Origin of the sequence: Trichocoleus sp. Lan, from assembly GCF_039961855.1 — a bacterium.
In the GTDB taxonomy this organism is placed as follows: domain Bacteria; phylum Cyanobacteriota; class Cyanobacteriia; order Cyanobacteriales; family FACHB-T130; genus FACHB-T130.
Window position 1 is genome coordinate 57,695 of the sequence record NZ_JAMPKA010000012.1, and the last position, 13,702, is coordinate 71,396.

At 46.4% G+C, this 13,702-nt stretch carries 13 protein-coding genes; 4 read left to right on the forward strand and 9 right to left on the reverse strand.

Annotation, left to right across the window (positions count from 1 at the left end):
- The first annotated feature begins 1 nt into the window (after nucleotide 1).
- Entirely contained in the window at nucleotides 2–682 is a 681-nt protein-coding gene (locus NDA03_RS12550) for a GDYXXLXY domain-containing protein (RefSeq protein WP_348238169.1), read from the forward strand.
- A 91-nt stretch (nucleotides 683–773) separates the two neighbouring features.
- On the opposite strand, the gene NDA03_RS12555 is transcribed toward NDA03_RS12550, so the two are convergent.
- From NDA03_RS12555 to NDA03_RS12585, 7 genes are all read right to left on the reverse strand, one after another.
- Nucleotides 774–1,016, reverse strand: coding sequence for a hypothetical protein (locus NDA03_RS12555; protein WP_190430108.1), 243 nt, complete (start codon nucleotides 1,014–1,016; stop codon nucleotides 774–776).
- A 110-nt stretch (nucleotides 1,017–1,126) separates the two neighbouring features.
- Nucleotides 1,127–2,941 carry a signal peptide peptidase SppA gene (gene sppA, locus NDA03_RS12560; protein WP_348238170.1) on the reverse strand — a complete coding sequence of 605 codons (1,815 nt, stop codon included), beginning with the start codon at nucleotides 2,939–2,941 and terminating at the stop codon, nucleotides 1,127–1,129.
- Nucleotides 2,942–3,029: 88 nt separating this feature from the next.
- Entirely contained in the window at nucleotides 3,030–4,103 is a 1,074-nt protein-coding gene (fni, locus tag NDA03_RS12565; protein ID WP_348238171.1) for a type 2 isopentenyl-diphosphate Delta-isomerase, read from the reverse strand.
- Between the two features lie 89 nt (nucleotides 4,104–4,192).
- Complete coding sequence (gene pyrR / locus NDA03_RS12570; RefSeq protein ID WP_190410797.1) at nucleotides 4,193–4,729, reverse strand: bifunctional pyr operon transcriptional regulator/uracil phosphoribosyltransferase PyrR; 537 nt, start codon at nucleotides 4,727–4,729, stop codon at nucleotides 4,193–4,195.
- 168 nt (nucleotides 4,730–4,897) lie between these two features.
- Entirely contained in the window at nucleotides 4,898–5,515 is a 618-nt protein-coding gene (locus NDA03_RS12575) for a peptidoglycan-binding protein (RefSeq protein ID WP_348238172.1), read from the reverse strand.
- A 244-nt stretch (nucleotides 5,516–5,759) separates the two neighbouring features.
- Nucleotides 5,760–6,893, reverse strand: a complete 1,134-nt coding sequence (gene cbiB / locus NDA03_RS12580) for an adenosylcobinamide-phosphate synthase CbiB (protein WP_348238173.1) — start codon at nucleotides 6,891–6,893, stop codon at nucleotides 5,760–5,762.
- Complete coding sequence (locus NDA03_RS12585) at nucleotides 6,838–7,281, reverse strand: Rrf2 family transcriptional regulator (protein ID WP_348238174.1); 444 nt, start codon at nucleotides 7,279–7,281, stop codon at nucleotides 6,838–6,840. The genes cbiB and NDA03_RS12585 overlap by 56 nt, the downstream gene beginning before the upstream one ends.
- 394 nt (nucleotides 7,282–7,675) lie before the next feature.
- Here NDA03_RS12585 and NDA03_RS12590 point away from each other — a divergent pair, with 394 nt between their 5' ends.
- Nucleotides 7,676–8,089 (forward strand): AbrB family transcriptional regulator, encoded by a 414-nt coding sequence (locus tag NDA03_RS12590; protein ID WP_190410793.1) that lies wholly within the window; start codon nucleotides 7,676–7,678, stop codon nucleotides 8,087–8,089.
- 79 nt (nucleotides 8,090–8,168) lie between these two features.
- Here NDA03_RS12590 and NDA03_RS12595 read toward each other — a convergent pair whose 3' ends face one another.
- Complete coding sequence (locus NDA03_RS12595) at nucleotides 8,169–10,127, reverse strand: chloride channel protein (protein ID WP_348238175.1); 1,959 nt, start codon at nucleotides 10,125–10,127, stop codon at nucleotides 8,169–8,171.
- Between the two features lie 259 nt (nucleotides 10,128–10,386).
- On the opposite strand from NDA03_RS12595, the gene NDA03_RS12600 reads away from it, so the two are divergent.
- Both NDA03_RS12600 and NDA03_RS12605 read left to right on the forward strand, forming a co-directional pair.
- Complete coding sequence (locus NDA03_RS12600) at nucleotides 10,387–10,581, forward strand: hypothetical protein (RefSeq protein ID WP_190410791.1); 195 nt, start codon at nucleotides 10,387–10,389, stop codon at nucleotides 10,579–10,581.
- 482 nt (nucleotides 10,582–11,063) lie between these two features.
- On the forward strand, nucleotides 11,064–12,716 hold the full coding sequence (locus NDA03_RS12605) for an alpha-amylase family glycosyl hydrolase (protein WP_190410790.1): 1,653 nt from the start codon (nucleotides 11,064–11,066) through the stop codon (nucleotides 12,714–12,716).
- Between the two features lie 367 nt (nucleotides 12,717–13,083).
- Here the strand turns inward: NDA03_RS12605 and NDA03_RS12610 are convergent, their stop codons facing one another.
- A complete protein-coding gene (locus NDA03_RS12610) occupies nucleotides 13,084–13,317 on the reverse strand; it encodes a hypothetical protein (protein ID WP_190410789.1) in 234 nt (77 codons plus the stop codon).
- Nucleotides 13,318–13,702: the final 385 nt, after the last annotated feature.

The following is a 13,702-nucleotide window of genomic DNA, read 5'->3' on the forward strand; positions in this document are numbered from 1 at the left end:
AATGAGGCACACTTCTCAATCATCTTCAATCGCTCCGACTCTCATAGAGCCACAAAAGCGAATGCCTGCTTGGAGACTCTGGGTGCCTCTCCTGTTGCAAACGGCGATCGTTCTTGCCGCACCTGCCCAGCCACTTTACACTAACCTCACTGGGAAAACGGTCGTTCTCAAGACGGTTCCCGTAGACCCATACGATTTCTTGCGTGGCTATTCGCAGACGCTAAGCTATGACATCTCACGTCAAGAGAATTTGCGATCGCTTCCGGGTTGGAAAGCGTTAGTAAAACAACACCTCGAAGCAAAAGCAACGGATTTGCCACCGTCCGTACCGCCTTTAAATTCTTTACCGACAGGAATTCGCTTCTACGTGATTTTAGAAGCGCCTGCTGCTAAAACAAATTCTCCCCAAGCATGGAAACCCGTGCGGGTGAGTAGCAAGATGCCCAAATCTTTACCAGCAAATCAGATAGCGTTAAAGGGCAAATCTAGCGGTAATTCCATCGACTACGGCTTAGAAAGCTACTATATGCCAGAAGCGCGGCGGGATGAAATTAATCAGGAGATTAATCAAGCCCAATCGAGCAGACAACGACAAGCGATCGTGGTGGAAGCGAAGGTGGATGCCCAAGGTCGTGCAGTCCCGATTAGCTTCTGGGTAAGCGCTCGCCGTTATCGATTTTAATAGGAGAATTTTAATAGGGGAATGAAAGTATGGCTAATTGTTCGAGATATCTTATCAATTAGCGATACTTTCATTACTAAGAACAAACTTTCTAATCTTCTTGCCGCTTTAGCTGCAAAGTAGCACCCAGTGCTGCTCCAGCTCCAGCTATCAAACCCATACACATTCCTTGAATCGTTTGACTCGTGGGGTCTTGCATCAAGCATTCACTGGTAGGCGTTTTGGCTTGCAGACATTGATTACTATCTATCCAGTTGGAGACGCCTCCCACAAGGATACCAGCAGCACTACAAGAAACGATCAGCAGGACAAAGCGGTTAGATTTTCTATCCATAGATAGAGGCTTTTAAGTACTTGGTTAGCTATTCCGTTCAGTCTACTCTACCTATCGGCAGACTGTTACCGTATATTCCACATTTTCAACTGCCTATTCCGGACGTTGCACTAATCAATTCGCAAATTATAGGGCAAACGGGCGTAAATACCTCTAGGATCGTTCATTTTTTTGAGCGCTACTAATTCTTCTTGTAACTTGAGGAGTTCTGCACTCAGCAGATCGGATGGCTGCTTGGTTTGGGCACTGTCCCCACCCGCAAACTGTTTCAGAATGCGTTGTTCTAGACTGCGAACCTTGGGGTACTCTTCTAGCTCCCAATTCTCACCCAGTTTAGCGGCAACGGCAGCAGATTTGATCGCATCATCAATACCGCCAATCTCATCAACCAGTCCCAGTTGCTTGGCATCTTGACCCGACCACACTCGTCCTTGGGCAATCTCAGCGACTTTCTGCTTTGAGAGTTTTCGAGAATCCGCCACTTTGTTGAGGAACTGACCGTAAATTTGGTTAACAAATCGTTGATGAATTGCCAATTCTTGAGGCGTTTTTGGACGAGAAACCGTGTTGCTGTCCGCAAATTTGGAAGTTTTGACGACATCCCAGGTAATGCCATTATTATTCGCAAGCTTTTGGAAATTGAGCAGCATTCCAAAGACACCGATCGAGCCGGTAATGGTATTTGGTTCGGCGTAAATCTGATTAGCATAGGTGGAAATCCAGTAGCCACCGGATGCTGCCATATCTCCCATAGAAACGATGATTGGCTTCACCTGACGAGTTAGCCGTACCTCTCGCTGAATCACCTCAGACGCCGAGGCGCTACCGCCGGGACTATTTACCCGCAGCACGACAGCCTTCACATCTTTATCAAGTCGCAGCCGTCGCAGCTGTCTGGCAAAGCGATCTCCTCCCACTTGCCGAGAGCCACCTTCGCCGTCTACGATTTCCCCTTCGGCGTAAAGTAGGGCAATTTTGTTGTCAGAAGTGCGATCTTTACCTTCGGTTTGAGTCGCTCTAGCGTAAGTAGCAAGGCTAATTTGACGGAATGTTTTATTCTCTTCGGTTCTGCCAGTTAGCTTTTTCAGGTCTGCCACCACCTGATCTAGATACGCTACCCGATCCACAAAGCCACGCTTTTTCGCATCCGGTGCGGTTAATATTCCTTGAGTATCTGCGATCGCTTGTAGCTGTTTCGGGTTTAATTTTCGACCCTGGCTCACTGTTGTCAAAAAGTCTCCCCACAAATCGCCTAACAAATTCTGAGTTTGTTGTCGGTTCTCCGGACTCAGTTTCGTGAGTACATAAGGTTCCACCGCTGACTTAAATTTCCCAACCCGGATCACCTGAACCCCAACCCCGTATTTCTGCAAGGCTCCTGTTAGGAACATCGACTCAGAACGCAAACCGTTCATTTCGATTGTTCCCAACGGGTTCATCACAATGGTGTCTGCCACTGAGCTTAAATAATATTCCCGTTTCCCCAAATCCATGTTGTAGGCAATAATCTTTTTGCCAGACTTACGGAATTTTTCCAGCGCCGAACGGACTTCTTTGAGCGTGGCAAACCCGGTGCTAGAACTAGAGGAACCACTGCCGTCTAGATATACGCCTACAATCCGCTTATCTTTAGTTGCCTGCTCAAGGGCATTCAAAACCGTTCGCAGCCGCACGCTATTATTTTCCTCACCAGATAAAGCTTCGCTGATTGCTTCGCTGGTGCTGGATATCGGATCGCTATCCGTAATCGTCAAAGACTGATCGATTACCAGTACCGATTTATCCTCAACTTCCGGCCCTGTATCTTTAGATGCCACCGCAATCAATAACAAGATTAGCCCGCTCGTTCCCAAACCGAAAAATAGGATGAGTCCGAATAGGCTTCCAAGCAAGCTAGCAAAAGTTTGTTTTAGGAAACTACGCATTAGGCTGGGGTTAGGGTAATGGGTAATTGGGAATGGGTAAAAGTTTTAAGCTTTGAATTCACTTATCGCTTTCCCATTTCCAACACAGTTATCGTAATGGTTGCAACGCGCCAGACTGTTTCAGACCAGACAAGGTGGGATTGCCAGTGCAGAATAATACAGTGGTGATTTCAGCGACTAATACTTCAACCAAAGCATCAAGGGCGTCTTCCGATTCTACGGCTGCCTGGAGAAAAGGCCACGCCAGACCCGCGAGATCGGCTCCTAGCGCGATCGCTTTTGCCACTTCCAGACCGTTGCGTAATCCCCCAGAGGCAATCAAGGGAATATTTGGGGCAATGGCTCGAATACTGGTAATGCATTCTGCTGTGGGCAAACCCCAATCAGCAAAAGTTAGTCCTAACCGGCGCTGCTGGGCATTTTCAGCCCGTTCACTCTCCACCTTTGCCCATGATGTCCCACCGGCACCGGCAACGTCAATGGCGCTCACACCCGCATCAATCAACTTCTGCGCGATCGCAGCGGAGATGCCATTTCCCACCTCTTTGACAATCACGGGTACTGGTAACTTATGGCACAGATTTTTAATTTTGTCAAGCAAACCTCGGAAGTTGGTGTCACCTCTGGGTTGAATGCACTCTTGCAAGGCATTGAGATGCAAAATCAAGGCGTCTGCCTCTAACAAGTCAATTGAGCGCAGACATTCATCAACTCCATAGGTATAGTTAAGTTGCACCGCCCCCAAGTTCGCAAATAGGAGAATATCGGGAGCAAGCGATCGCACGGCGAAAGTTGAAGCAACCTGGGGATTCTCCACCGCTACCCGCTGGGAACCCACGCCCATCGCTAGGTTATAGCGTTGCGCCGCAGCAGCTAGACGATAATTAATCATCCTCGCCAGTTCCGTTCCCCCCGTCATCGAAGAAATGAGCAAAGGCGCACCAAGCTGTTTTCCCAAAAATGTTGTTGAGATATCAACTTCACGTCGATCTAACTCCGGCAAACAACAGTGATTAAAGCGGTAGCCTTCCAATCCATTCGTTGTGGAGTCAAATTGCACATCCTCATCGAGACAAATTTTTAGATGATCTGCCTTTCGGGTCTGGGTTTCTTTGGTAAGAGCCGATTTATTAATCAATCTACTATCTCCAACGTTCTGCATAGACAGCGCCTGACAAATCTGTACAGACTGGTTTATTAACAATCTCGATTTTCCCACCAACACACCAGGGAAACCGAAGACAAGACCGCTTAAACCTTTAATAATTCCACAGCATCTCGTCCATCAATCTCTTGTAAGTAAACCTTCACCTGTTCTTCTTTGGACGTTGGCAACTTCTTGCCAGTGAAATCCGGGTGAATGGGTAACTCCCTCTGCCCCCTATCCACCAGAACCGCTAACCAAATGGCCGCTGGTCTACCATAATCATTCACCGCATTCAGGGCAGCACGAGCGGTACGCCCTCGATAAATGACATCATCCACCAGCACTACCGTCTTGCCAGAGAGATCGAAAGGGATGTCAGTTTTGGCGGGTGTGCGAATGCCAATTTGATCCAAATCATCTCGATAGAAGGTAATATCTAGCGCTCCCACGGGCACTTGCACTTGTTCGAGCGCTTCTATCTGACGAGCCAAGAGATTGGCTAATACAGCGCCTCTGGTATAAACACCTACTAGCGCTAACTCAGACAAGTCGCGTGACTTCTCTACCACCTGGGAAGCGATACGATTGAGGGTTCGACGGATTTCATCTGCGGAAAGAATTTCTACAACTTCGGGAGACATGGTTTAGGAAAATCCGATGATAACTGCGGACAAATTACAGCCTCAGTGTACAAGTTCACCTAAACCATCATCGTTATCATTTCAACAAAAATAACTTCCTGTTCCTACCAGGAACAGGAAGTTATGTCATTGAGTATAGATAGCTCAATCTCATCAAGCTATATAAGATTAGTCAGCGGCAAGTGCTGCTTTCGTTCTTTGCCCAACTATTCCGTCAGCGAATAGCCCTCTGCTTTGCTGAAATCTTGTGACGCAGGTCTCGGTTAACCGACCATAGTATCCAGTAATTGGCCCGTTGTAATAGCCCAAGGCTTTCAAAGTATTTTGAAGCCTCGTTACGGAGGAACCGCTGCTGCCGCGTTTCAGGGTGCTGCTGCCAAAACCACCCCCCGTAATCGGTTCATCATAATTACCACCCCGATTTTCTAGAGCTGCTAGAGTTCGGGAGCCTGCAACGCCATCGGCTCTCAGTCCAACCGCTCGCTGAAAACTGCTGACGGATGCCTGCGTCAATTGACCGTAGTATCCAGTAACCGGGCCGTTATAGAAGCCTGCGATTTTTAGATTTCTCTGAAGCGTGGCGACTTGAGAACCGCTATTCCCTCTCTGGAGTGCTAATGCATGACCGGCTGTCCCGATAACGGATAAGGCAAGGACAACTGATAGTAATCGAATCCATGCTGAACTTGGAAGCGGGTTCCGATTTTGGAACAATTTGAATTGGTGAGGCTCCGAGTTAGGGTCTTCGTAATTGGCAGATAAATGAAGATATGCAAGAGTTTCCATCGTTTTAGTCGCAGATGATGACTTCGTAGCTCAGACTTAGGCGATCGCTTCCGTGGTTTAGCGGGGGTTAAGTTTTTGGGTCGCATCTCCTCATTGGCATTTCACTTGACCAATCACTAAAAAGTGCGATCGCTTTCCCAGATGAATCAGTGATTGATTACCCTTCAACTGGTTGCTCTATATTCAAAGATATGCTTACACCTATTCAGTAGCCATCGCCCGTTGAGTTCACCTGATAGGGCGATTAAAAAGTCATCAAGTTGATTCCAAGCGAGCGCCCATTTCTAAACCCCAACAGCAGCAAGATAGCGATCGCTATCCCCAACCAAATCAAAAAGTTATATCGTGTTAACTGCAAGGCTTGTTGAATGCATTCTGAATTGATAGGCTGGAGGTCATCTCCCAGTAAGGCTTTGTGTTTAGCAACGCCACGATACCAATTTGTGCCCCCCACCTGAACGCCTAAAATTGCCGCATAGGCGCACTCACTCCAGCCAGAGTTGGGACTAGGATCTTTCGTCGCATCGCGTTGACAAATACTCCAAACATACCCAGGTTTTCTAGATAGTAAAGCCAAGGTAATCACCGTGAATCGGCAGGGCAACCAAGTCAGGATATCTTCTAATTTGGCACTAAACCAACCCAAATCGGTGTAGGGTGGTTCTCGATAGCCGACCATTGAATCTAGGGTACTGGCGGCTTTATAGGCAAGGGCGAGAGGAACCGTTCCTAGTAAAGGTAAAAATGCCCCGATAATCGCATAAAAAAGGGGTGCCATTACTCCATCGGTAGCATTTTCTGTGACGGTTTCCAAAACAGCCCGAAGAATTTCTGTTTTATGAAGATTTTCGGTATCACGCCCTACATATTGGCTTAACTTAGAACGCGCCGCGACAAGATCGTTCTCATTTAGAGGTTGCAAGACATCTTCAGCAGCAGCTCTCAAACTTCGAGCGGCGAAACAACTGGCGAGTAAAATACTTTCTATCGCAATTCCTAAAAAAGGATGCACCCAGTTCGCTGCGTGAACGATTAACCACCCCATCCCGTAGCTGCCAGTTATCAGCCCAATTCCTAAAATTACTCCAGCCCATCGGAGCGTGAGAGGATGACTAAATAATTGGAAAGCCATCTGGCTGTAGCGAGAAATTAGCCAGCCCATGACTCGGACTGGGTGAGGCCAACCCCACGGATCGCCGATGATGTAATCAAAAAGGGAAGCGATCGCTAATGATAGGACTGAGGAATGAGAAAGCAGGACTGCGGCAAATAAATCTTGGAAATTCACAACACCAAAGCTGCTAGAGATCCGCTGACAGTTTCTATACAACAAAACTGGTTTCTTCGCCTTGGGCTGCTTGCCAACTGCGAGCGTCATAGTAAAGGTCTGCCAGTGTAATACTGTACAACGCTTCTTTAAGTTTTTGATGCAATCGGTGCCAAAGTGTAAACGTTACCCAATCCTCAGCAAGCTCTGCATCTGGGGTATGGCGAGGCAGCGGTTCAATTGTTTCACCGACTGCTTCTAATATTTGTCCTAGGGAAATTTGTGCGGGGACGCGGGATAGTTGATACCCCCCCTGGGCACCTCGAACTGATTCGACTAACCCAGATCGACGTAACTCTATCAACAATTTTTCCAGATAGGGTGCGGGTAAGTCTTGCCGAGTTGCGATCGCTTTTACAGAAGTTGGTCCATACCCAGGTTGTAGACTCAAATCCAGCAGTGCTTTAACACTGTAGTGTCCGCGGGTTGTCAGCTTCATACTGGAAAATATTCCTTAGGGTAATGGATAATTAGTCAGTGGTCATGAGGCGGTAGTCAATGGAAAAAAAAACAGCTCAGAAGCGATCGCTAATGATAGACTAACGACTACCCTACAGCGTACCCCCTTCATTTTTTCTCAGGTTGATGCTGTGAGGAACTCCGATCATCGAGATGCATCGGTTGTTCGCAAGGCACAGATATTTATGCTTAAGCAAGAACTTGGATTAAAAAGGTTAGTAGCGAATAAATTATCGATCTTATTGAACTAGCTTTCCCCAATCCGTATGATATAGTTTTATGAGCTGATATAAAGCTAAGCTAAAATTAGCTTAGAAACAGTCAGTCGAAAACACTGTACACACTCGCTATTCCTTACTTTTCGCTCCAAGTTGATGAATAAAAAGAAAAAGATCGATCCCTTAACGGGGGAAGCGCTAGTCAAGAAAGTTAAAGAGCTAGAAAACCTCAGCAAAGAAGAAAAGGCTAGAGCCTGCGGTTACTACACTGTTACCAAAAGCGGTGTAGAGCGGGTGAATATGATGAAGTTCCTGAATGCTCTCATTGATGCTGAAGGAATTGAGTTAGACGGCAAACAAAATGGTAACGGACGTGGCGGTCGAAGTGCCAGCTACAAAATTAGCGTGCAATCGAACGGCAACTTACTGATTGGTTCTGCCTACACCAAACAAATGGGTCTAAGGGCAGGGGATGAGTTTGAAATCTCTCTGGGACGGAAGCACATTCATCTGCGGCAACTGGATAGAGAAGAAGGCGCTGAAGACGAAGAATTGGAAGAGGCATCCTAAAACTTTAGTTTTAGTTAGCAGTTATTCGTAATGAGTCATTGATTTGTAACCAATGACTCATTAGCGATTCTCTAAATTTTCAAACTGTTTGCTTGAGGGGCGGTAAATTTAACTCTTTCGACACTGGATTGAGGGGAAGATAGCGGCGCAGTGTCTTGCGAGTGGCAGCGACACTATAAGCTAAAGCGATTCCCTCTTGTTCCAGCACACCTAACACTTGTTGGGGGCGATCGCGGTCAACGACGGGTAACTGGTGGAGACCGCGTGCTGCCATCCGGTCTATCGCTTCTGCTACCGATTCATCAGGGTTTGCATACAGAATTTCAGTAGTACAGATGTCAGCAACTGGCTGATGAGCCAGATGACTGGTTAAATTGTTCGAGACATTGCAAAGAACGTTGTTTGTTTCTACGGTTTCAGTAGGAGCGGTAACTGGCGTTCGAGCTGTAGACATTGCTCGATTAATATCCTGCAAAGTGACGATGCCAATTAACTGCTCGGCATCATCAATGACTAAAGCACTGCGGCAGCGACCATTGGTTAAAGCTAAACCTGCCTCTAATACTGATAAAGAACTACTCAGCATCAAACCTGGTACTTGCATTGCTTCTGCAACTAACATTTGTTGCAAAATTTCTAACTGCTGGTCTTTCTCCACATTGAGTTCCAGCTGTTGGAGATTTTGACCTTTCGTTGGCGCTGACTTGAAGCGCTCTACCAGCCAAATGCTCAAACCAACTGCTGCCATCAGTGGCAAAACAATCCGGTAGTCGCGCGTTAGCTCAAACATTAGCAGAATCGCCGTCAGGGGTGCCTTGGCGCTGCCAGCAAGAACGGCTGCCATTCCCACCATCGCGTAAGCTGGAGGTGCGGCAATCTGAATCGGTACGCCTGGAAGCATCGCTGCCAGAATTTTTCCATATGCTGCCCCCAAAGAAGCACCGAGGAACATGGCAGGGGCAAAGATACCCCCCACCAAACCGCTACCCAGACTAATTGCCGTCACGATCAGCTTGACTGCTAGCAAGGCGAGGAGTAACCCCAACGGAAAATCCACATCCTGAAGCATAGCGGCAATTGTTTCGTAACCGATGCCCAGAATTTGGGGCCACTGCAAAGCAACCAAGCCCAAACAGGCACCGCCAATTATCGGACAAAGCGATCGCGGTATCTTTCCCAGCCACTCAAAACCGGCAATCTGTCCCCGAAAGAAACTTCGAGCCAGTTGAATCGACTGGGTATAAGTCAGCGACACCAAACTTGCTAATACCCCCAATCCCAGATAAAGCGGTAATTCTAGAGGACTACGGACTTCATAGACGGGCAGCGTAAAAGCTGGTTGGGCACCCAAACCAATCTGAGCAATTAAAGACGCCACAACTGCTGCCAGCAATACGACGCTAACCGCTGAAGTTGCAAAGGTGGTTCCCAAGACCACCTCTAAGGCAAAGAAAACCCCGGCAATCGGGGCATTAAAACCAGCCGCCAGACCCGCCGCTGCTCCAGCACCCAAGAGTAACTGCTGCCTTTCTCTGGAGACTTGCAGCACTTGACCGAGCAGCATTCCAAAATTGCCGCCAATTTCCACGCTCGGCCCTTCTGGGCCTAAAGAGGCTCCACTACCGAGGGAAACAGCAGCCGCTACCATCTTGGTGACGGGTCGCAGGGGTAGCAACTCTCGGACGCCTTGGGCAGCAGCAATCAGCGAAGAAATATTCGGCCCAAAATCGGGCCAAGCAAGACGCATTAAACCAACGATTAATCCTCCCAAAATGGGAATACAAGCTAAAGTCCAGGCACCCCAGCCTCCAATTATCCCCATCACCCCTTCCAGCATCAAGCTGTGGATGACAGTGATTAAATAGTGAAATGTGACAACGCCCATCCCGGTGCCGGTGCCAATTAGTACAGCCAACAGCAGGACGACGCTTTCGGGTGAGGGTTCGAGTCGATTGAGAATTTTAGTAAGACGAGAAGCCGGAGAAGTTGGTGCGGATGATTCCGCCAACAGCACATCTGACAATGGAGTGGCGCTCATTGATGGAGGTTAACAGGAAAAATGAGAAAAAGCTTAATTTTTATTCATGATTTTCATTGTAACTGCGAGCGATTGGCTATCAGCTTCAAAAGGCGAACAATTAGGGAAAATTTTGGGTTTTTAGCCTGCATAAACAGAGCATCCGGCATTTTGCTCGTTTTATGGTTTGCATGATGTGCAACTTTGATGTGTGAAAGCTTAATTTCTATCCATAGCGATCGCTAGAGATATACTGTTTGCCACTCTCAAACAAAGCCGGTTGAATCAGGAAGCAACCCAACTCGAATCTGGAGCAGCTATTCAACGTCTGTGTGTGTTAGCGTTGTCTGCTGCTGTGCGTCTGCTTCAATTCCTCAAAGGCTTGAAGATGTCACTCAATCAGCAACAGTCATCTTCTGTGATGCCCAGCAGCATTGCCTCACAGAGCTTACACCCACACTTAATGGTCGCTTAATAGTCGCATCCCAAAACAACGAATTCCTTGTCCTCCCCTAAGGTTGGCTTAGGCAACTTGATTGCTCTACTAGACGGTTGACTCGGCTAGTAGAGCCAACGGACTACCGAAATTGCCACTCTTTTTCAGGATCTGCGACAGTTTGATTCTCTGTGTCTCGGTTGGTCTTTAGCTTCTTGCCTAGATGTGTATACACAGTAGTCGCTTACAAAGGGACGCAGGGGTGGGGTTCTCCCCTATTTCAGTTGGCTGAAATAGGTAAATTTTTTCTACAACCGATCGCAACAATAACGCTAAATTCGGCATTAATCGCTATTAATCGCTGAAATTCAGCTTAAATTACCTTTAGCATTCATTACCACTTCTCTCCTGGGAATTAGGGCACCAGAGGCAACTTTATTTCTCAAGAACGATACCTCAGCGGGATGAAAAGGAGAAAATACTGCTCTAAGCATTTTTTTCATCAAACTCCAAACACTTCTATGGCAACTCCGATTGAATTTAATTTATTTGCTCCCTATAACAATGGAGCTGCTTTAATTGGGGATTTTTCTAACTGGGAAAGCATCCCAATGAAAAAAGGTAATGATGGTTATTTCCGTACCACAGTTGAACTGGAAGATGGAGTTTATCAATACAAATTCCGTGTTCAATCCAAATCTTGGTTCTTTGAACCGGATCAATGGATAGAGGTAGTTGACCCCTATGCCACCGATATTGATAATCCCACCCAAAACGGTGTTGTGAGAATTAAAGATGGTGAGCGGATTGTGGATACATACGTTTGGCAACATGACGATAAGCCACTGCCAAGCGATCGCGAATTAGTCATTTACGAATTGCACGTTGGCGACTTCTCCGGTGGTGAAGATGATCCCTACGCCCGAGGCAAATACGAACACGTTGTAGAAAAATTAGATTACCTATGCGAGTTAGGAGTTAATGCCATTGAGTTAATGCCAGTGAAGGAGTATCCAGGGGACCATAGCTGGGGCTATAATCCTCGTCACTTCTTTGCTACAGAATCCAGTTATGGCACAACTGAAGGGTTAAAAAACCTAATTGATGAGTGTCATGGTCGTGGAATTCGCGTCATTATGGACGGAATTTTTAACCACTCAGAAGCAGAAAGTCCACTGACGCAAATAGACCACGATTATTGGTACCATCATTCTCCGCGCGACCCTGATAATAACTGGGGGCCAGAGTTTAACTATGAACACTATGATGAAAATCTAGATCTTAAGCCTGCATGGAAGTTTGTTGGCGATACCGTGCGCTTTTGGATTCAGGAATTTCACATTGATGGCATTCGCTACGATGCAGCCAGACAAATTGCCAACTACGATTTCATGCACTGGATTGTTCAGGAAGCAAAAAATGCAGCTGGGCCAAAGCCGTTTTACAATATTGCCGAACACATTCCTGAAACCCCCAGCATTACGAATGTAGATGGACCAATGGATGGCTGCTGGCATGACAGTTTCTATCACTGCATTCTAGAACATATCTGCGGCGATACCTTTGACTTAGAGCGTCTCAAGGATGCCATTGACTGCAAGCGGCAAGGCTTCATGGGTGCTACGAATGTTGTGAATTACCTGACGAATCACGACCACAATCATGTTTTAGCTGAGTTAGGCGATCGCGGCATTTTGGATGAAGAAGCATTTAAGCGGAGAAAGTTAGGTTCTGTCATCAATATGACCGCTGTCGGCGTACCTCTGCTGTGGATGGGTGAAGAGTTCGGAGAGTATAAATACAAAACAACTGAACAAGCAAAAATTGATTGGACGCTCTTAGGTCATGACCTCAATCGCGGGATGTTTGAGTTTATCAAAGGCTTGATTCATCTCCGTAAAAATAATCATGCCCTCTACACCGAAAATATTGACTTTATCCATGAAGATCCAGAAGCAAAGGTATTAGCCTACAGCCGCTGGAATGGCGAGGGTTCTCGTGTTGTCGTTGTTGCAAACTTCTCTGACAATTTCCTAGGAGGCTATCACGTTCCTAACTTCCCCGAAGCAGGAACCTGGCACGAATGGACTGGCGATTATGATGTCGAAGCAGGGGAGGATGGCATCCAGCTCGACTTAGGAAGTTACGAAGCCAAAGTATTAGTTTGGCAGTAATCGAAACTAGCTAAAGCCTTGAACAGTAGCTTCTCTTTGCCGCCCTTAAAAAAGCAAAAAACTACTGTGTCTATACAGTGAACCTGCCAGTCTCGTTTTACTCCCCGTTAGCCGCTGCGCTAATGCTCTGCTATGGCGCAGCGTGGATTGGGGAATTGAATTATTCGTTAATATACTGCCTCACAACTCGAACGGTATTAAATGGATCAGTTTAGGAAAACAATTATTTCCTAAAAGAAGTATTGATTAGAGCCTTGCTTTTTAAGAAGCGAAGTTTCAACCCTTACTAGAGGTAAGAGCCGAAACCCATAAGGCTAATGAAGCAACAACTCTATTAGATACATTGCCTAAAAATCAGTGGATAATTTTAAGCACTTTTCAGTTGCTGGCTCTGCGTACTGGGTGCTAAAGCCCAACCTTCGCATCTTAATTTTTGGTAGGTTGCCCAACCCTTAGAACCGCCTGGAACTGGATAGTCTGGTACAGCATATTCGGGAAAAGCCGTATAAGGTCGCCACGGTTGATTGGGTGCAGTTCGTAAATGCAACAACTTTTCTCCACTGACTCCCATCGCTGGCAACCAACACATTTGTTTCAACATTTGAAACTCCTTAATTCAACTTAGAAATAATTGATTAATCAGACAATCTCTTTCTAGGAAAAACTAGATAGTAACTGCTGCAAAGCAGTAAGCAAGCATGATAAATGCAAGACCGAGACTAAGAGTAGAAAGTAGGGGAATCCATTGTAATGTACTCATCTTCAGCTCCTTTGAGCTGTTATTTATGACCCGATCTTCCCTATTCATCCCTGAATTGACATCTCTCGCTAGCCTTATTTGCAGTCTTTTTAAACCTATCTCTTAAAGTTTAAAAAATAGTTTTTGTCTACTTCTCCAGATATAAAAATCCGGAAGTTAGTTAATTTTGTTTTTGAAGATACAAACTTGATTAATGTTCTGCTATTTCTCAAGATAGATAATTCAG